Below are 18,078 nucleotides of genomic sequence, written 5' to 3'. Positions count from 1 at the left end.
TATTCTACCCCAGGGTTGCCATACAAGACAACCCCGGTCTAGACATTTGTGGAGAACTTCGGTCGAGTGTCGGAACGCGGGGGCGGTGGCCGGGTCGGGTGTCGGGCTGCCGCGGCTCCGTTCCGCTGCGCTGCACTGCGCCTTGCCCTGATGGGGGAGCAGGGGACGTCGATCACGGGGTCTGGGGTCGTGTGTCTGCGGGACAGGGGACTGTTGCCGAGGCGGCCGGCTCGGTGGTCTGGTCCCACAGCTTGGATTGTGGGCGGTGACATTGGGGGGTGAACGGCGGCGGAAGGGCTGGAGATCCATCGGCGCTCTGGACCGGGGCTCTCGGAGACGGACGGCCGATCTTGGGTGCTGGCTGCGCACTTCTCACCAGGTCGTCGCTGCCCGCCGCGAAGCGGCTCCCCGAGCTCCCGACGACGGATGCCTCACGGAGTCTGAGCCATCCGTCGACGGAGGAGCGCGGCGGGATCACCGTGGGTCGGCGTCGAAGAGGTCCGGCAGTCGCGCATAGCTGCGATCTACAGGCGCCGGCAGCGCGGGCGCCACCCATTCGCCCCCGAGCTCGACGGGCTGCTGATCCCCGAACCAATGCCCGCGGTCATCGAATACCGGCACCACGCGCAAACGGCTGCGCACGCTCGCGGGCACAGCCGACCCGGATAGAGCTTGCTGGATCCCGCGGCCGCCAGCGACGTTGGTGAAGTACGTCACGTGCGTGATCTCGCCCTTTTGCAGCCGGACGTCGAACGCTCGGAAAATGGCCCCGTACCGCTGCTGCCGCTTCGCGGTCAGCTCGACCTCCACGGCGTCGAGGGTGCTTCCATGGCGAGCAATCCCGTCCGCCTGGTGCTCGTATTTGTGCTTCGCCGGACGATCCCGGAACCACTCGTATCCGGCGGCCAGATACCGCGCGGCGACGATCGAGACCGACACCTCGTGTCGGGTCGTCTGAGAAAGCAGATGCGGCTGCCGGGCACTCGCCCACGTCGCGGTGGGCCAGACCACCGCGCCGCCGATTTGGAAGAGCTGTTCCCGCTTCACGAGCTCGAGCGATTCCATGCGGGCGCACCAGTGCTGTGCCTTGCGGACCGTCACCGGCTCGTCGCGGCCGGCGGCCGCCGGCAGCACCCAGCGGAGGGCTTCCATGTTTGCGATGCGCACGGTCGCGAACCAGTCGAACAGCGCGACGTCGCGGCGCGTGAGGCGCGCCATCAGGTGCGCCCCTCGACTCGGCGGCTCGCGGCTGGCTGTGCCAGCCGCGAGCCCGTGGCGCGTCCGTGAGGACGTGCCGCGGGGGACCTGTGAGACGCGACGAGGAGCGAGCGAGACGACCGCGCGAAGCACCGTAGACGTACCGCCCGTGATCGAGGCAACCGCCTCGTGCTCCCAACGTTCGTGGCACCCCAGATCGTCACCACACGTCTTCGTCCGCCTGACCCACGCAAGGGACACTGCATGACGCAACCACCCTCCCAACTTGGTCTTTCTTTTGTTGTTGAAATCACTTATCTATCTCTCTCTTCTTGCTTGCCCTCTCTGCCACTGGCCCCCTTTACTTCCGAACCTCCCCCAGACAGATGCTTTTGCTGTCTGGCGGAGGTTCGGAAGCGGCGTAGCCGGGGGGCCAGTGGCAGAGAGGGCAAGCAAGCCCCAACCAGTCGTCAAACTGGTCGCACCGTACGACCACTTTAACGCCGGGTTTAGCGACCGCGGCGTGCGTTCTCCACGCCCGCGATGTACTCGTGCACGGTCACGTCGTCGTCGAGCTCGGCGCCATCGGCGCCGGTCCGCCAGATGGCATCGGCCGGCAGCGCGGCCGGAGGAGCGAACGCGATGCGGCCGGCGCCGGCCGGATCTGTCAGCACGACGTCGCCCGCTGCGCGAGCAGCGGCCGCGTCGAGCTCCCAGCCGCGATCGGTGAGCATCCGCGCGATTCGGAGGACTCGGCCGTGGAGCTCCTGGACGCCGGTGGGGAACTCCGCCGGGTGGCGGCCCTCGCCGAGCAGCGCGGCCGTGACGAGCTCGTCGATCCCGGCCACCGCGGCGACGTCCGGCGTGGGTCGCGTCGGCTCGTGGGGGAGTGCGACCGGCACGGCCGGCGCCGGCCGACGCCGGGACGCGGCCGCGCGGAGCTCGCGTTCCTGCTCCAGGAACGCACGGTGCTCGGGGGAGTCCTCGACGCCGCGACGAGCGGCCTCCCGAGCAGCCTCCGCCTGGCGCTGCTGGGCGCGCTCGGCGGCGGCGTCCTGCTCACGGTCGTATCGCTCCATGCGTGTCTCCTCGCTCGGATCAATCGCCATCTGAATACCCCACGCGAGATATCCGATCGGGTCGCGCTGCACAGGTGCATCGAGGAATGGAACCCCCAGATCCCGGAACTTCGCTTCGATTCGGGACGTGATGTCCCGGTCATCGACCAGGAGCACCCGGCGGCCGTCGCGCTCCACCCATCGCGCATAGCGCGAGGTGTCGAGATTCCGGTCAAGCATGTCGCAGACATGCCCCTGGTGAAGGCCCCGCCCGAGCCACGGCATGCGCTGCTGGAGCTGCGCCGCGAGACGAATCGTCGCCAGCGACCGAGGCGCCCGGTCCTTCGGGACTTTGCACGTCGGATTCGTCGATGCCGGCCGCGGAGCGGCCATCCTGCGCGCGGCAGCGCGCTGCGGCGGAGCCTGCGGAGGGCGAGCCTTCGACGGACGGCGGCCCCTGGTAACCAAGTTAAGAACTGGACTTGAGTGTGTGTCTTGTTTAAAGACAGATAGGTCGCCAGTTGAAGGCTCAGACACGAGCCTGCGAGGCATCGTCAGTGCCCGGACGGACGCCGCCGCGATCTGGTACCCGCCGTGCCACAGGAACGCCTTCTCCGTCTCCGCGATCGTGAGCTCACGGCCCTCGACGATCGTCACGGAGAACCCCCGCGCGATGAGTAGCGCCCGCGCGCGGTTCACCACGCGCGGAGCCACGTTCCTGCGGAGGAGCAGCGACGCGCGACGAGCCACGGTCGCGTTGCTCGTCGTGACGTTCCGGCCGGTCTTGAAGTCCGCCGAGCGGCGCTCGACGACCGCCACGGCCAGGTAGGCGCGGATGCTGACGTCGATCTGCCGGCGGGCGGCGTGGCCCTCGGCCGTCAGCACGTCCGCGCGGACGGCGGCCATCCACGCGGCCGGCGACGTCCACGCCGGCACCTTCGCGTACGCACCGGCCGGCACCGGCAGCGACCACGACGCCGGCGCGTCCTCCTCGACGGACGCGCTCGACGGCTCCAACCCGGGCAGCGTCGGCTCACTCGAGGCGTTTGCCAACCTGCGGAAATACGCGCGCGTCTTGCGTGTCGGAGGCGTTGCGAGGTCCGCGGACGTGGTTATGATGGGCCTGCTTCCATAGATGTGCAGATGGACGTGCAGAAGCCCCGGCCCTGGTAAGCCGGTTCTTCGGATTGATCCGCCTCAGACCCACGGTCGCCAAACAGTGGAGGTCTCAGGCGCAGTGCTTCGGCCCCTCGCGAAAGCGGGGGGCCATGCTCGTTAAGTGGGCTCGATAGGCAGCTCACCCTCTCGGCTCTTGGGAGGCATCCACGTGGGGATGCCCTGATCGGTTAGTTCGAGGTGGTCGACGACCAGCTCGAACAGGACGGCTCGCGAGACGCCCGCGCGATCAGCGATCGCGTCGAACTTGTCCTTGGACACGCGCTCGACCTCGTACCCGATGGGAACGGGATCGACGAGGGTGCCCCGAGGGCGGCGCTTGGGAGCCATGCGGCTACTTAACCCTGGGGTAAGGGCTACGGGCAACAGGCGTGCGGCGTGTCGGCGACTTTTCTGAGATGCAGCGACGCTGGCGGAGCCCGGGTGCCGGTTCTGGTCGAACTGTCGAGGCCGCGCGGTGCCTCCGCGATCTGATCGCCATCTGCCCGGAGGCGGGCCAGCCACAGGCCGCCGAGGCGACCCGCTCTTCCATAGACGCGAGCGGAGAGCCAATATATGTTCAAGACATGACTAATCCACGCACATTCAAAACTCCTGCTGGTCCCGCGACCGAGCTTCACTGGCCGGCCGGCGGTGGACAGCACTTTCGCGAGTTGAGGGGTAACGGATTGGACGAGCCAAGCCAGCACGTCACGGTGAAGCCACTCCTGTTCGACTCAGGAGAGGTGCGCTTCTACCGGGAGGACATGTTGGAAGAGCTCTGAGCACGCCTCACCGGCTGAGGGCTAGATGTTCGTCGTAGCCGCCACTGGTGCACCATGGCCGCACTTCCGCTCGTGCGGGAGAGCCGGCGTGTCCGGCAGTGGGGCGTAGTCTCACGTCATGGACGGCAGATATAGCTACGACTCTGAGGGCCCTGCAAGATGCCGCATCTGTGGGGGTTATGTCATCGAACGACACGTCAAAGGGGAGATGTCGATGGCCGACCCCGTGCCTCCCATCGAGATTCGGCGTGTGTGCCGGAACCCAAAGTGCAGCAGTAATACCGGTGACACGTCAATTACCGATGGCGTCTAACTAGGTGCTCGGTAAGGCGCTCACGGCACGACACGGCAGCGGAGTGGCCTGATCCCTACGGGACGTCCCTCTCCTGAGGCTGGTTGGGCCCCATTCGAGTGACAGACGTGGAGCGGCGCCGAACCTACGCTTCAGGACGTGCCCCACGAACCACTCCCCCCGCAGCGTCGCCTGTCTTCGCCTCGCCGACCTCGCGGCTCGTTCCCCCATTCGGTCCGGGTGTTCCTCCGGGCCGTTGCGGCAGCTCTCTGGAGCACTCGGACGCGGAGGCTCCTCTCACTCAGCGTCGGCGGCGTCCTGGTGCTGTCCCTCGTGGGCGGGACAGTGGTGTCACTAACGACACAGGCACATGAGGCACAAGCAGCCGCCGAGGCCCGGGAATCACGAGCCGCGGCCGCCGAAGCGGAACAGGAACAAGAAGCCGCTGAGGAGCTTGCCGAGGCACGGGCGGATCGAGAGCGGTATCTCCTCGACGCAGACGAACGAGCTACAGACGCCGCACCGTATGCCGAACCAGCCGCGCTCGAGCAGCTCAAAGCCGATCGCGCTGCGCTGGCCGAGCTCGAAGACAGCACGGACGCCAGCAATATCGCCGTGGCCGTCCGCGACGTCATCAGAAGCATGAATGCCGTGGGAACCGAAGCCGATGCTCAGAACCGCAGGTATCTCGCTGCCAGAGAAGCTGCCGGGAAGGGAGCGGCGCTCAGTGAGAGCTCGTCAGTGAGCACCGCCAAGCTCTACTGCTCAGACCTCCTGAGCTACTACGGGAACGACCCCCAATCCTCCTACGTGCGCTTCGCTGATGGCGTGTACGACGAGGACCTCCAGGCGGTGCAGATCCTCTGCCCACAGTTCCTAGCCGGCATCGACCTCGCGAGTCGCGTCATTCCCGAAGACGCCGGCCTCGCCGTTGGAGATGCCGCTAGCTCCCTCGACGCCTCCCCACGTGTGATTGCCGCTGGCACCTACAAGACGGCGGGTGCACCCAGCGACTGCTACTACGAGATCAACAACCAGCGAGGAAGCATCATCACGAACAACTTCGTGAACTCCGCCCCAGGCGGGCTGACTGTCACCCTGCGCTCCGGGCAAGGCTTTGACAGCCAGGGGTGCGGCATGTGGCTCCCGCAGTAGGCCCACGGGCTAGGTAGGTCCCGCCAGGTCGGCTCTCTCCATGCCCTGAAGGCGGCGGTACAGCGTCGTAGTCGACATGCCGAGGTCGCGCGCCACCTGCGCGGCCGGCTTGTCGGCCGCGATGAGCTGAGCGGCGTTCTTGATCTGGCCGTCCGTGAACTTCTGCCGGCGGCCGCCGAGGTCGCCGCCGGTGGCGCGGCGCTTGGCCACGGAGTCGACGACGCGCTCGCTCTTGATCTCACGCTCCGCCTGCGCGAGCGCGGCCATCATCGTGACGACCATCGCGCCCATGGTCGTGGACGTGTCGACGTCGCCGCCGCCGAGGTTGAGCACCCCGAGGCCGAACTGAACCGCGCCGGTCGCAAAGCCGCTCAGCCCAGCGCTACCAATCGCGGCAGCGATGACCCCAACCCAGTTCTCAGGTTCCATACGGCCCACGCTATACATCGACGCCCCCCCTCGCGCGTGCATCGGTCCGGTAGCGGATCCCTACCCGGACCACTTGGGCGTCGAGCGTCGGTCGCGGAATTATGCGTCTCAGATAAGTGGTCCGTCAACTGTTCCGGTGAGGGGGCCCCACCTGAGACACTGGGGTCATGGCTGGACAGCTCATCGGGTACGCCCGCGTCTCGACCGACGAACAGGACGTCACCGCGCAGCGGGACGCCCTGACCGCGCTCGGCGTTACCCGGGATCGGATCTACGTCGACCACGGCCTCACCGGCACGAACCGGAACCGCCCCGCGCTCGGTAAGGCACTCGAGGCATGCTGGGCCGGCGACACGCTCGTGGTCACCAAGCTCGACCGGCTCGCCCGCTCGATCAGCGACGCCCGCACCATCGCCGACGAGCTCGCGGCCAAGGGCGTAGCGCTCAGCATCGGCGGATCCGTGCACGACCCGACCGACCCCACAGGACGGCTCCTGTTCAACATGCTCGCGATGTTCGCCGAGTTCGAATCCGACCTCATCCGCGCGCGCACCCGCGAAGGCATGAAGGTCGCCGCGAAAAAGGGCAAGCTCAAGGGCGGCAAGCCCAAACTCTCCCCCGCCGCCGAACGGCACCTCGTCGCGCTGTACCGGGCCGGCGACCACTCCATCAGTGAGCTCTGCGACCTGTTCTCGATCGGCCGCGCCACCGTCTACCGCGCCGTGGACCGCCACCCGGCCGAGGAGGACGCGGCCGTGACGCTGCCGCGGGTCGACACGTGATCGACCCCGGAACAGCCGCCGTCGTCGCATCGCTCGTTGCTGTTCTCGTGGGGCTCGGCGGGCCGCTTCTCAACCATCGCAGCGCCCTTACCCAACAGCGCGCACACGAGAGAGCCACGGCCCTGGCCCGCGCTCTCCAGATCGTCACCGTCAACAGCCAGGGCGCCGCAGGCACCATCTTCAATCTCACAGAGGCGCGCGTACCAGGCATGGGCGCCCTCGACCCCGTGACGGGCGCGCCCAACGATCCCTACGGTCCCCCACGCCGACCGGCGCGTGATCGCTCGCACGAGGAGCTCGCCGAGGCCGAAGCCCTCATCGCCGTCTACGGGTCCCCCAGCATCGTCACGGCGCATGAAAGCTGGGCTGGCGCGTGGAGGAGCTCATCGTGAACGCCGACTCGTGGTACTTCGAGGGGGATCGGCGTGCGACGACGGCCGACTTCGACGGGGTGAGCACCCGGGAGAAGGAGGCGCGTGCGCAGCTTCGCGGCCTCCTTCGCAGCACCCTCAGGGACGGCCGTCGGGGCTAACACGAAGCGCTTCGGTGAGGTGCGGCGGAGCGAGACGCCGCCAGCATGCCCCCTGTCCCCCCAACCGACGATGAGCACCCCCCTTGCGGGCCATGGTTGCGGGACCCTCGCGGCCGCGGTGTGCCGCGGCGGGCACCGACCGCTCGCGGCGGAGCCGAGTGGAACGGGCCGGAGTTCATGACCGTTGCCGCGGGAACGCGGAGGGATCCAGATGTGTACCCCTCCGCGCTCCGTACCGGTCTCTCGATGAGCTGACCAGGCCGCAGTCCTAGAAGACGTCTATGGGTCCTCCGGAGTAGCAGACGAAGCCACCGAGGAGCACGGCGTGCGAGCCGAGGGTTACCTGTGTGCTGCCGCCCTGCTGCGTGTCGCGGATCGCCGGCGAGATCTGGGGATCGCTCGTCCAGCTGAGCCGGCCGGCGCTCAGGCCTGAGAAGTTGAACTGATGCACCTTCGTGCCGGTGGCGATGAGGGACTCGTCCACGAACCAGGCGTGGTCGACCGCGGGCGCCTTCACGACGTAGCTCGTGACGACGCGAATCGTGTTCCCTCCGTTGTAGACGGCGGTCACGGTCGACGAGCCGCAGTTGCCCTCCACAGTGCCGTCCGGGTGCACGACGGCCGCGTTCTCCGCGGCGGCTTCGGCTCCTACGAATCATCTAGGCGGTACGCGCAATTTGGGGCTGAGGCTTACCGTTCGCCGTGTGTCTGATATGTAAGTGAGAGCAAAGGGGGACTCGCCGAAGTTTCATGCGATGAAAGCAGTAGCGCCCCGGGTAACTAGACCTACCCGGGGCGCTACTGATTTATACCTGGGGCTGGACTTGGTGTCCGTGCCTCGTTGTGGTTGGCCAGGGAGTGGACTTGATGTCTGTTCCTTGGCTGGGGCTGGACTTGGTGTCCGGTCCCGGGTGAGGTGCGGACTTGGTGTCCGTGCCTCGTTGTGGTTGGCCAGGGAGTGGACTTGATGTCTGTTCCTTGGCTGGGGCTGGACTTGGTGTCCGGTCCCGGGTGAGGTGCGGACTTGGTGTCCGTGCCTCGTTGTGGTTGGCCAGGGAGTGGACTTGATGTCTGTTCCTTGGCTGGGGCTGGACTTGGTGTCCGGTCCCGGGTGAGGTGCGGACTTGGTGTCCGTGCCTCGTTGTGGTTGGCCAGGGAGTGGACTTGATGTCTGTTCCTTGGCTGGGGCTGGACTTGGTGTCCGGTCCCGGGTGAGGTGCGGACTTGGTGTCCGTGCCTCGTTGTGGTTGGCCAGGGAGTGGACTTGATGTCTGTTCCTTGGCTGGGGCTGGACTTGGTGTCCGGTCCCGGGTGAGGTGCGGACTTGGTGTCCGTGCCTCGTTGTGGTTGGCCAGGGAGTGGACTTGATGTCTGTTCCTTGGCTGGGGCTGGACTTGGTGTCCGGTCCCGGGTGAGGTGCGGACTTGGTGTCCGTGCCTCGTTGTGGTTGGCCAGGGAGTGGACTTGATGTCTGTTCCTTGGCTGGGGCTGGACTTGGTGTCCGGTCCCGGGTGAGGTGCGGACTTGGTGTCCGTGCCTCGTTGTGGTTGGCCAGGGAGTGGACTTGATGTCTGTTCCTTGGCTGGGGCTGGACTTGGTGTCCGGTCCCGGGTGAGGTGCGGACTTGGTGTCCGTGCCTCGTTGTGGTTGGCCAGGGAGTGGACTTGATGTCTGTTCCTTGGCTGGGGCTGGACTTGGTGTCCGGCCCCCTTGAAGAGTGATGACAAGTTAGCACCTGGTTGCGATGAGTCAGAACGAGTTCTCCACAGGGCTTCGGTGGGTGCGAAGCGCTCTCATCGCCGGCAGCGCTGTCCCTGTGGCGAGGCTGCTGGCAGCCTCGCCACAGGGCTCATGCTGTCTTAGCTGGCCCGTGGACGAAGCGTCGGGCTAGCTCTGCCAGCCGCTGACGATCCGAGCCCGTCACGTCGAGGACCTCGGCGTCGGCGTATCGCGCGAACCAGCGGACCTGGCGCCGGGAGTAGTTCTTGGTCACTCGCGTGGTGGACGCCACGGCATCCTCAATTGAGCACCGGCCGTCTAAGACTGCCATCGCCTGAGGGTATCCGTGTGCGGTACGTGCTGTCTGTCCGGCCTCGAGTCCCTGCCGGCGAAGCCTTCCGACCTCGTCGAGGAGGCCATCACGGAACATGCGTTCTGCTCGTGTCTGTAGAGCAGGGAACAGCTGCTCGCGGTCCCGTCGTAGGTGGACAGCGCGGTATCTGCGCCAGGCGTGGGGTGCCGGGGGCAACGCAGGTACGCTCTGGCCGCTCTGGATCGCAATTTCCAGGGAGCGGATCAACTGGCGGGGGTTTCGAGGGTCGATCCTCGCTGATGTGGCTGGGTCAAGCGCACGTAATCGGGCCAGCAGATCGTCTGGACCCAGCTTCTGATGATCACACTCGAGTTCTGCACGCAGGCCGGGGTCGGTGGCGGGGAAATCTAGGTCATGGAGAACTGCGGAAATGTAGAGCCCACTGCCGCCGACGAGGATCGCGATGTTGCCGCGACCGATGATGTGGTCGATGTCGGCTCGGGCTCTCGTACGGTAGGTGGCTGCGGTCGATCGTTCCGTCACATCGAGCACGTCGAGTTGGTGGTGCGGGATGTCATGCCGGTCTGCAACAGGAATCTTGGCGGTCCCGATGTCCATGCCTCGGTAAAGCTGCATGGCATCGGCATTAACGATCTCCGCGGTCACACCCAGTTCGCGATACCGGCTTGCGACTTCAAGGGAAAAATCTGTCTTCCCTGTTCCCGTCGCTCCAACGATCGCGATCAGATTGTCATGGTGACGCGCACGCGCTGGAGCAGCACATCTGGGTGCGAGCGCAGCTCCGCCGTCGCCGTCGCATGGTGCTCGAGTAAGAAGCGCGTCATCGTGGTTCGGCAGGATCACTGCTGTGCCTCGTTCCTGCCGTGGTGTCCGCGTCTCTCGAGCTCCCGCGCCAGCCGCCGGGCGAGCGCGACCATGGTGAGGAACGGATTCCATGAGCCATGGAACGGGAATGTGGCGCCGCCCAGGATGAACAAGTTGGTTGCACCTCTGACCTGGCCCCAGGTGTCGGTGACCGAGCTTGCCGCGTCGGTGCCCATGCACAGCGTCCCTGTCTCGTGGAACGCCGTCGGCATTCGTCGGCTCGGAGGGTGCCTCTGCCATTGGTCCTCAAGGGCATTCCAGTATTCGACTTGCCCGCCTCCGGCGACCGAGGACACCACCGCATCGATTGCCTCGTCCATCTGGTCCCAGACGTGCCTGTCGAAGTCGTCGAGCTGGATGGAGCTGATGGTCCGCCTACGCGTGTCAATCCAGATCCTGTTCATGTCTTGGCCGGACTCGTTTTGGCCGATTTGGCACAGTCCGTGAACGAGTAGGACCACGTGTTCTGGGTCACACATGCGCTCGGGCGTGCCATCGCCGAACATGTCCGGTAACAGGTGGAAGACGCGTTGAAGATCCCGTGCGGGAGTGGATGTGGCAGCGGCCGTGAGGTGCAGGTGGAAATCTCGCGGCCCCGCCGTGCCGTTGATGTATAGGGCGGCGAGCTCTGCTCGGTCGTGTGACAGGCCGCGAAAAGCACTGCGTGGGATGCGACAGGTCGAGAAGCTGGCGGCGCTAGCTGATAGGCGTGCCCCGGCGAGGGGTGCGCTCAGCTCGGGTCGGGAACGTAGAACGATGCTGGTCGCTTCTGCACTACCGGCGGCGAGGATGACCCGTGAACCACGCACGTCGACATTGCCGTGATTCGTGCGTATGGCTACGACTTCACCGTTCGCCACCGACAGCGAATGGACCATACAACCCGTCACGATCTGGACGCCGTTGTGAACGGCCGCTGCGCGTACGAGCGGGACGATGGCGGCGAACTTCTGGCCTCCGCCGCCGACATGAGGCAAATACGCGAGCGGCGCATCGAGGTCCTTATCGCACGCGGGGGTGACGAGAGTCCTTTGGCGAACGGTGGCCCGAGCCGATGCCCTTCGTATAGCTGCATGCAAGGCGGCGTACTCGGGACCGGTGTCCACTGCGGGACGCACGCCGAGCCAACTCCGGGCGTCATGCCAGTGTGCGTCGAGGTCGTCGACGATGTCTCGGGGCCAGCTGCGTAGCTGATCGCGCGTCGGCTGTGGACACGAGCCGCTCCACACGAGCGTGCGCCCCCCGAGATGGGGAACTTGGGGGGCCAGCGAAAGGTCGCCCTCGGATGCCCATGGCGATGCTCCCATCGAGGCCATCAGGGGCTGGTACGAGACACCGAGGTTCTGCGCATGTGTGGGAATCATCGAGTCCCCCTGTTCGAGGACCAGGACCCGCACCTCTGGGCGTTGCTCTATCGTGGCATCGATGAAAGCCGCCGCGGTCCCGCCGCCGCCGACGATGATGTAGTCGAATGTTCCGGCGATTTCGTCGAAGGGTGATCCGGTGGGTGCAAGAGCCTCCTCCCGGGCTTGTCCGGAGATGAGGCGATGGGCCTGTGTGGGTTGCATGGAACCTCCTCCGTCAGTGGGATCGGTGGCACCTAGTGTGGCCACGCAACGAGGCGTCCGCGAATTTCCTACACACCCCTCATTGCGCGCTTGGGGGATGACTTTACGGACTCGCGTCAGCGGCATGATCAAAGCGGACAGGGTGCGAGGGTGGCGTCCAGTGAAAGTCATGCGCGGGCGCTACCCATCTGCTCGGCGTCCTTGGAACACTCTCCACAGGGCTCGCCTGCGTGTCCGGGAGGGCTGAGCGTTGCGGTGCCCAGTGAGCTCGCCCTGCCGGCGCGGGCGCCGACCCGCTATCAGCTACTTGGGATCTGCATTGTGCGTCCCAGGGTGAGTGTGATCACGGCGACGTGTGTCGCCCGCGCCCTGGGGCGGCAGGTGGCCACGTGTGAACTGGTGAGAAACGGTCCCGCATTTTTTGGGATGCGGGACAGGTAGAACGCCACGAAGGGGGCTCGGCATGGCCGAACCCCCTCACGTCACCGGATCACGCGTCGGGCAGGTCGCGCAGGTTGTTCCTCGTCGTGTTGTCTGAGTCGGTCCGAAGGTACTTACCCTTCGGATCCGGCACGACGCGGATCTCCGTGCGCCCGGCGGTCTTCCACGGCACGTGGTACGTGTGCAGTCGATTCTCGATGTCGGAGATCGCCTGAGCCTTCGACACGGGTGACCACGAGCTGCCCCGGTCGGCGAGCGACGTGATGTCGCCGTCGCGGTCCTTGCCGGACTGCCGTACGGCACGGTCTGCCATGAGATGTTCCTATCTGGATGAGCATCGCGTGGGCCGAAGACCCTCGGTTGGTCCCCTCGTGTCGGTGTTAAGGTCGAAGAACCGGCCTGTGAACTGGTGGAACGACCCCGTACCGCTCGGCTTCCCTGACGGGTGCGGGGTCGTGCTACGTTCCGCCGCTAATTCTACAGGTGGGGTACGACATGTAACCAGTCCACATCGTGTAGGCCCCACATGTTGTGGTTTCGTCGCGAGACGTGCGTCCGGTGGAAGAGGGAGGGCGTCGCCGGTCGGCGGTCGGTGGTCGGCGGTCGAACTTGACCGGGCGTCGACAGATCAGGTGCTCACGGACTCTGGCCTGAGCTGGCGGATGGTCCGCGGGAGCACGAGCCCGCCGGCGAGGATCACGGCCGCCGACGTCGCGCACGCAGCCGCCCACGGCACGGCGTCGTAGAGGATCCCAGCGGCAAGGCTGCCGAGGGCGGCTGCGAGGAGCGTGGTGGCCTCGTAGAGGCCCAGCGCCCGCCCCACGCGTGCGGGGCCGGACGCCTCGGTGAGGGCGGCCTGCTCGATCGGGAGAATCGCGGCCAGCGCGAGCGCGGACAGGATCCAGAGGACGGCGATCGTCACGGGATCCCGAGCGACCGCGAGCCCGCCGGCGAACGCGGCGCCGGCGATGGCCGCGGACACGAGGACGGGCGTCCGGCCGAACCGGACCGTGAGCCGGTGCAGGTGGGGCGGGGCGACCGCGAGGGCGATCCCGCCCGGGAGCGACACCCACGCGATGGCGAGCGGCCCGAGGCCGAGCTCACGCTGCAGGTGCAGCACCAAGAGCAGCCCGATCGCGGCCTCCGCGGTCCCGATGACCGTCACCACGGCCAGGAGCGGGCGCAGTCGGCCGACGAGCTCGCGCACGACGGCGCCGTCGACGCCGACGGGCGGCGCCGCTCGAGCGGCGCCGCCCGTCGCTCCCGCGCGTCGACGCCCGGCGCCGGCTCAATGCGAGGAGCACGCCAGCGACGATCGCGCACGCCGAGGCCGCGACGAAGGTCGGCGCGTAGCCGGCGGCAGCGAGGAGGCCGATCGCCGGCGCGAGGACGACCCACGACCCCAGCTCCTCGGCCGACATGAGCCGGGAGAACGCGCGCGGATCCACCAGGTGGCGGACACCAGCGGTCGCGCGCAGCGCAACCCACAGGAACGCCCCACCCACCCGGGAGACGAGCACGCCTGCGAGGACGACGGGGAAGGTGCCGGCGGCGGCGATGAGCGCGTAGCCGGCGCCGAGGACGAGCGCGGCCGTCGCGGCGATCCTGGTGCGGTCGTACCGGTCCGCGGCGATGCCGCCGAGCGGGCGGAGCAGGAACGACGTCGCGAGGCCCGCGGCCAGCAGCGCACCGGTCTGCGTGGCCGTGAGGCCGAGCACGGCGCCGGCGAACAGGGGCAGGGCGAAGTCCACGACCTGGCCGGCGCCGCTCGCGAGCGTGACGCTCGACAAGAACCTCCGGGAGAACAGCGGCTCGGAGTGCTGCATGGTGGTCGCGCGGGTCGTCATGCTCGGGCACTGTACCGCCGCCGTGGCGATGATGTCGGCGCGAACTCGTACGCTCGTCGACGAGCGCGGCCGGACACTCCCACTCGATCAAATCGACGAAGGAGAGCACCCGGTGAACAAGGTCCGCAGCAGCATCGCCGGCCTGGTGCGCGACGTCGGCGCCCACCCCTGGGCGCACCTCGAAGCCGGCTACTGGCGGATCCAGGTCGAGGACCGGCCCGTGCTCGGGTACGTGATGCGGGCCCGGGCGGAGCTCGGTGACCCGTTCACGTTCGAGGTCTACGCCGACGCCCGCAACGAGCTCGGCCAGCGGATCTGGCTCCGGCGTGAGGAGTCGCTGAACTCGGCGGCCGCGTGGATGATCCAGAACAGCGACCGCCTCATCGCGTTCGCGGCACGGCACGCGGCCGCACCCGCGGCCGCCGACGTCGCCGAGCTTCGCGAGCCCGGTGACGTCGGCGCCGATCGTCTACCCGACGGGTACGAGGTGGTCGATCTGCACGGCCGCGCTCGTCGTCTTCCCGCGGGGTGAAGTCGATGCTGCGGCCCGTGTAGGCGTCGGCCAGGTGCCTCATGGCCACGGTGCAGCCATCTCCCTCTCGACGTGAACGCCTCGTCTCGAGGAGGCATGTGCAGGAATCGCCCTGACGCTTCTTCTTCCGACTAGCTTGTGCGCGAACCTCGCCGATTCCCAGAGGTCTCGTTAGTAGAAACACAGTAATTTATGACGGGAGAATGATGAAACATTTTAAGGTCTTGACGTCCGCCGCAGTCATGGGCGCTATAGCACTCGCACTCATGGCTCCAAGCGCGGCTAACGCGCGAACTTCGCCGGAGCGGAGTTCCGTACCTGTGGTCGTTGGCACGGAGGTGTGGGGCAAATGGAGCGGCCAAGACTGCACAGTTGGAGTCGTACTTCAGAAATCTGGCCTGTGGGCCGCGTTGTCTCCCAGAGAGCGGGGCGCTAGGTGTACTGAGTCATGACGTTGGTGACACTCGGGCCGCGGGCGTCAGCCCGTGGCTCGAGTGGATTCGTTCAGTGTTGTAGTGCTGGATCCACGGATCAAGGGCGTCGGTTCTGGCTTGGTTGCTGGTGAAGGGTTGCCGGTAGGCCCACTCGGTCGCGAGGGTGCGGTTGAAGCGTTCGACCTTGCCGTTCTGCCAGGGGCAGTGCGGGCGGATGAACTTCTGCCTCGCACCGAGCTGCGTGACCGCGTTCTGGAACGCGGCCGAGTGCCGGTAGGCGAACGCGTTGTCCGTCAGGACCCGTTCGATGCGGGTGATGCCGTGCTCGGCGAAGTACGCCGCGGCCCGGGTCAGGAACCCTGCCGCGGTCACGCCCTTCTCGTCCGGGTGGATCTCCGCGTAGGCGAGGCGGGTGTGGTCATCGACCACGGCGTGGACGTAATCGAACCCGATCCCACGACCACGAACCTGTTCGCTGCGGCCATGCGCCCGCCAGCCGCCGCCGTCCGGGATCCGGCCGAGCTTCTTCACGTCGACGTGGATCAGGTCGCCGGGATGCTCATGCTCGTACCGGTTTGCCGTCGACCGGGATGCCCGGATCACGGCCCCGGTGACGGGGTCCAACCATGCCAACGGCGGTGCCCCGTGCCGCCGCAGGACGCGGGAGATCGTGCGGGCTGGAACACCGGTCACCGGCGCCAACCGGGCAGGACCTGATCGCAATCGGGTCCTCGCTTCCACGACGGCTCGTTCTCGTTCCGGGCTCGTCCTCGTCGGCACCCGTCTCGGCCTCGAGGACCGGTCCGACAAGCCTTCGAAACCCTCGGACCGGAACCGATTCACCCACCGATGCGCGCACTGACGCGACACACCGAGTTCGCGCGCGACATGCGAGACCGGCCGACGATCCTCGACCACCCGCCGCACGAGGAGAACCCTCCCGTGAACCGTCAGACGAGCATTAGCGTGGGACATCGAGGCCTCCTGGCAGTGGCAGAACTAGACAGCTCCATCAAGCCAGGAGGCCTCCTCACACGCCCCGAAGTGTCACCAACGTCATGGCCGGGTACAGCTAGGTACTTGGTCATAGCAAAACACTGCGTTCGACGCACCACCGAGCCCATCGAGGTCCGAACGGCGAACGGCACAGACGTCGAAGTAGGAAGCGTAGTCGCGCTGGCAGACCCCGACGACCTCGCCCTGGTCCGGATTGAGGGGTCGCCGCACGGGGCGCGGACCTGCTCTGCCACGTCCGGACACGTCATCTGCACGCCCTCGACGGTTTACTCCCCGCAAGCCTTCAATCGAGTATTCCTTCCCGGCTTTACTCCAGGGCATGAGACGACCTTGCCCATGACCAGACAGGGCGTGCCGGGCCCGAGAGAGACGTTCTGCACAAGCGGCGCAGTTCCTCGATCCCTCTGCGAATGGACCAGCACAAGTGTACCTCCCGCATGGGTGCAAAACCATGTCTACGCCGCCGCCCGCAGCACAGGCGCTAATCTCCTGAAAGGCGACTCAGGCGGCGCGGTCGTGAGCCGAACGGGTGACTTTTACGGTATCGCAACGGACTCCGGGCTCTATGACTCCGATCATTCCAACATCGACATCATGGGATATACCGACGCCGCCCGTGTGCTCTCCGACTTCCGCGGATACCACATGGCACCAGCAAGCTAAAGGACCCGCATATATCCCGAAATGAGCCGCTGATGCCACGGTAGTAGTGGCTAGTCATGTCGCTGTCGGGTAGGTGCCGAGCGCCTACCCGACAGCGGGTGAGGAGCAGCCGTCGAGGGTGTGGTCGATCGCGGCGCGGTCGGCGTCGTCGATCGTGAGCTCGTACGTGCTCAGCACGTACGCGAAGCGGGTGACGTACAGGCAGTCATCGACGGCGGCCGACGGGAGCCACGTCGCGGGCCCCTGGTCGGACTTGGCCTCGTTGGTGGGGCCGTCGACGGCCTGGAGGTTGTTGAAGTCGGTCGCGAGCTGCTCGCGGCGCTCACCGGTCCAGCCGGCGGCGCCGTGCTGCCACGCCCAGCCGAGCGGCACCAGGTGGTCGATCTGCACGGCCGCGCTCGTCGTCTTCCCGCGGGTGAAGCCGATGCTGCGGCCCGTGTAGACGTCGGCCAGGTGCCCCGTGGCCACGGTGCAGCTGGGATCCGCCTTCGTGAACGTGACCGCCGTGAGGTCGCGGGCCAGGACGTCGTTCCGCTGATCGCACCCGTTGTGGTCGGTGTCGGCCCAGGACGGCCCGTAGGCCGCCCGGTCGTAGGCAGGCGTCCTCGCGTGCGTGTCCGCCGGCAGCTTGTCCACGAGCGCCCGCACCGCGGCCGCGTCGACCACGCCGCCGCGCACGAGGCCGGCCCGAGCGAGGACGTCGCCCACGGCGCCGCTCGCGGCCGCGACGTCGACCCGCTCAGCGGTGGCCGCGGTCGCGACGTCGACCGACTCCTGCGTGAAGCCCAGCCCGGTGCCGTACCAACCGCCGACGACGCCGCACGCGCTCAGGAGCACGGCGGCGACGACGAACAGGCGCCGACTCCGCGGAGTCATTGCGGAGGCTCAGCGGCCGTGCGCTCCCACACGGATACCGGCTCGGGCTCCGGAGCGGGCTCGGGCTCCTTGGCGGGTGCCTTCGGGACGATGCCGAAGCGTTCGGCCTTGAGGACCCGGTTGTACTGGGGCGTGTCGTTCTTCATCCATTTCTCGGTGTGCTCCTTGCCGACGATGATCACCCCGTCTCCCTCGTTGAGCGCGGCCGCGGTGACGCCGACCTCGAACCACGCTTCGACGAGGTGCGTGGTCGGGGTCTCGTCCTCGACCCACTTCCCAGCGCGGTAGGCGCCGGTGTTCTCGATGACGCGGAACCTGGTGACCTTGGTCCTCCCGGCGTCCTGGACGACGGGCGGGGCGGCCAGATGCCCCCAGATGGTGCGCTGAGCCATGATGCG

17 protein-coding genes and 1 pseudogene are annotated in these 18,078 nt (G+C 67.1%); 5 read left to right on the top strand and 13 right to left on the bottom strand.

All coding sequences use genetic code 11. The annotated features are described in order from the left end of the window. Positions 1-474: 474 nt before the first annotated feature. From B5P21_RS16195 to B5P21_RS16185, 3 genes are all read right to left on the bottom strand, one after another. On the bottom strand, positions 475-1,218 hold the full coding sequence (locus B5P21_RS16195; protein WP_052663283.1) for a hypothetical protein: 744 nt from the start codon (positions 1,216-1,218) through the stop codon (positions 475-477). Positions 1,219-1,706: 488 nt separating this feature from the next. Continuing rightward, positions 1,707-3,161, bottom strand: a complete 1,455-nt coding sequence (locus tag B5P21_RS16190; protein ID WP_045530859.1) for a hypothetical protein — start codon at positions 3,159-3,161, stop codon at positions 1,707-1,709. A gap of 369 nt (positions 3,162-3,530) precedes the next feature. Continuing rightward, positions 3,531-3,761 carry a hypothetical protein gene (locus tag B5P21_RS16185; protein WP_045530837.1) on the bottom strand — a complete coding sequence of 77 codons (231 nt, stop codon included), beginning with the start codon at positions 3,759-3,761 and terminating at the stop codon, positions 3,531-3,533. Between the two features lie 966 nt (positions 3,762-4,727). Here B5P21_RS16185 and B5P21_RS16180 point away from each other — a divergent pair. Next, complete coding sequence (locus B5P21_RS16180) at positions 4,728-5,642, top strand: Rv1352/Rv1906c domain-containing protein (protein WP_094171495.1); 915 nt, start codon at positions 4,728-4,730, stop codon at positions 5,640-5,642. Between the two features lie 9 nt (positions 5,643-5,651). Here the strand turns inward: B5P21_RS16180 and B5P21_RS16175 are convergent. Then, a pseudogene (locus B5P21_RS16175) lies at positions 5,652-5,984 on the bottom strand (recombinase family protein); the annotation flags it as partial. 254 nt (positions 5,985-6,238) lie between these two features. Between B5P21_RS16175 and B5P21_RS16170 the strand changes: the two are divergent. Continuing rightward, on the top strand, positions 6,239-6,853 hold the full coding sequence (locus tag B5P21_RS16170; protein WP_045530833.1) for a recombinase family protein: 615 nt from the start codon (positions 6,239-6,241) through the stop codon (positions 6,851-6,853). Next, complete coding sequence (locus tag B5P21_RS16670) at positions 6,850-7,245, top strand: hypothetical protein (RefSeq protein ID WP_133064215.1); 396 nt, start codon at positions 6,850-6,852, stop codon at positions 7,243-7,245. Before B5P21_RS16170 ends, B5P21_RS16670 begins: the two co-directional genes overlap by 4 nt. Positions 7,246-7,653: 408 nt before the next feature. Here the strand turns inward: B5P21_RS16670 and B5P21_RS16160 are convergent, their stop codons facing one another. The 6 genes from B5P21_RS16160 to B5P21_RS16135 all read right to left on the bottom strand — a co-directional run bounded on the left by B5P21_RS16160 (position 7,654) and on the right by B5P21_RS16135 (position 14,158). Continuing rightward, a complete protein-coding gene (locus B5P21_RS16160) occupies positions 7,654-8,001 on the bottom strand; it encodes a hypothetical protein (protein WP_094171493.1) in 348 nt (115 codons plus the stop codon). 1,233 nt (positions 8,002-9,234) lie between these two features. Continuing rightward, positions 9,235-10,281: a tRNA (adenosine(37)-N6)-dimethylallyltransferase MiaA gene (miaA, locus tag B5P21_RS16155; RefSeq protein WP_236688879.1), complete on the bottom strand. Its 1,047-nt coding sequence runs from the start codon at positions 10,279-10,281 to the stop codon at positions 9,235-9,237. Then, complete coding sequence (locus B5P21_RS16150) at positions 10,278-11,870, bottom strand: GMC oxidoreductase (protein ID WP_158385427.1); 1,593 nt, start codon at positions 11,868-11,870, stop codon at positions 10,278-10,280. The genes miaA and B5P21_RS16150 overlap by 4 nt, the downstream gene beginning before the upstream one ends. A 490-nt stretch (positions 11,871-12,360) precedes the next feature. After that, positions 12,361-12,624: a DUF3892 domain-containing protein gene (locus B5P21_RS16145; protein WP_045530824.1), complete on the bottom strand. Its 264-nt coding sequence runs from the start codon at positions 12,622-12,624 to the stop codon at positions 12,361-12,363. Positions 12,625-12,939: 315 nt separating this feature from the next. After that, on the bottom strand, positions 12,940-13,476 hold the full coding sequence (locus B5P21_RS16140; protein WP_165770637.1) for an MFS transporter: 537 nt from the start codon (positions 13,474-13,476) through the stop codon (positions 12,940-12,942). After that, positions 13,412-14,158, bottom strand: a complete 747-nt coding sequence (locus B5P21_RS16135) for an MFS transporter (protein ID WP_094171505.1) — start codon at positions 14,156-14,158, stop codon at positions 13,412-13,414. The genes B5P21_RS16140 and B5P21_RS16135 overlap by 65 nt, the downstream gene beginning before the upstream one ends. Before the next feature lie 112 nt (positions 14,159-14,270). Here B5P21_RS16135 and B5P21_RS16460 point away from each other — a divergent pair, with 112 nt between their 5' ends. After that, entirely contained in the window at positions 14,271-14,690 is a 420-nt protein-coding gene (locus B5P21_RS16460) for a hypothetical protein (RefSeq protein WP_236688878.1), read from the top strand. A gap of 446 nt (positions 14,691-15,136) precedes the next feature. On the opposite strand, the gene B5P21_RS16125 is transcribed toward B5P21_RS16460, so the two are convergent. Further along, entirely contained in the window at positions 15,137-16,099 is a 963-nt protein-coding gene (locus B5P21_RS16125) for an IS481-like element IS1122 family transposase (RefSeq protein WP_045526325.1), read from the bottom strand. Here B5P21_RS16125 and B5P21_RS17720 point away from each other — a divergent pair. Continuing rightward, complete coding sequence (locus tag B5P21_RS17720; protein WP_108742722.1) at positions 16,013-16,804, top strand: trypsin-like serine protease; 792 nt, start codon at positions 16,013-16,015, stop codon at positions 16,802-16,804. The genes B5P21_RS16125 and B5P21_RS17720 overlap by 87 nt on opposite strands. An 84-nt stretch (positions 16,805-16,888) precedes the next feature. Here B5P21_RS17720 and B5P21_RS16120 read toward each other — a convergent pair whose 3' ends face one another. Both B5P21_RS16120 and B5P21_RS16115 read right to left on the bottom strand, forming a co-directional pair. Continuing rightward, positions 16,889-17,680 (bottom strand): HNH endonuclease family protein, encoded by a 792-nt coding sequence (locus tag B5P21_RS16120; RefSeq protein WP_094171491.1) that lies wholly within the window; start codon positions 17,678-17,680, stop codon positions 16,889-16,891. After that, positions 17,677-18,072, bottom strand: a complete 396-nt coding sequence (locus B5P21_RS16115) for a single-stranded DNA-binding protein (RefSeq protein WP_045530820.1) — start codon at positions 18,070-18,072, stop codon at positions 17,677-17,679. Before B5P21_RS16115 ends, B5P21_RS16120 begins: the two co-directional genes overlap by 4 nt. Positions 18,073-18,078: the final 6 nt, after the last annotated feature.

Origin of the sequence: Clavibacter michiganensis subsp. insidiosus (assembly GCF_002240565.1) — a bacterium.
Taxonomy (GTDB): domain Bacteria; phylum Actinomycetota; class Actinomycetes; order Actinomycetales; family Microbacteriaceae; genus Clavibacter; species Clavibacter insidiosus.
The sequence above is the reverse complement of the archived record's forward strand: the minus strand, read 5'-3'. Positions and strand labels throughout refer to the sequence as shown.

Coding starts and splice junctions, on each gene's coding strand:
- B5P21_RS16145 (WP_045530824.1), bottom strand. CDS start 12,624: ATGGCAGACCGTGCCGTACGGCAGTCCGGCAAGGACCGCGACGGCGAC.
- B5P21_RS17720 (WP_108742722.1), top strand. CDS start 16,013: ATGCGAGACCGGCCGACGATCCTCGACCACCCGCCGCACGAGGAGAAC.
- B5P21_RS16115 (WP_045530820.1), bottom strand. CDS start 18,072: ATGGCTCAGCGCACCATCTGGGGGCATCTGGCCGCCCCGCCCGTCGTC.
- B5P21_RS16125 (WP_045526325.1), bottom strand. CDS start 16,099: ATGTCCCACGCTAATGCTCGTCTGACGGTTCACGGGAGGGTTCTCCTC.
- B5P21_RS16185 (WP_045530837.1), bottom strand. CDS start 3,761: ATGGCTCCCAAGCGCCGCCCTCGGGGCACCCTCGTCGATCCCGTTCCC.
- B5P21_RS16170 (WP_045530833.1), top strand. CDS start 6,239: ATGGCTGGACAGCTCATCGGGTACGCCCGCGTCTCGACCGACGAACAG.
- B5P21_RS16135 (WP_094171505.1), bottom strand. CDS start 14,158: ATGACGACCCGCGCGACCACCATGCAGCACTCCGAGCCGCTGTTCTCC.
- B5P21_RS16195 (WP_052663283.1), bottom strand. CDS start 1,218: ATGGCGCGCCTCACGCGCCGCGACGTCGCGCTGTTCGACTGGTTCGCG.
- B5P21_RS16190 (WP_045530859.1), bottom strand. CDS start 3,161: ATGGCCGCCGTCCGCGCGGACGTGCTGACGGCCGAGGGCCACGCCGCC.
- B5P21_RS16150 (WP_158385427.1), bottom strand. CDS start 11,870: ATGCAACCCACACAGGCCCATCGCCTCATCTCCGGACAAGCCCGGGAG.
- B5P21_RS16120 (WP_094171491.1), bottom strand. CDS start 17,680: ATGACTCCGCGGAGTCGGCGCCTGTTCGTCGTCGCCGCCGTGCTCCTG.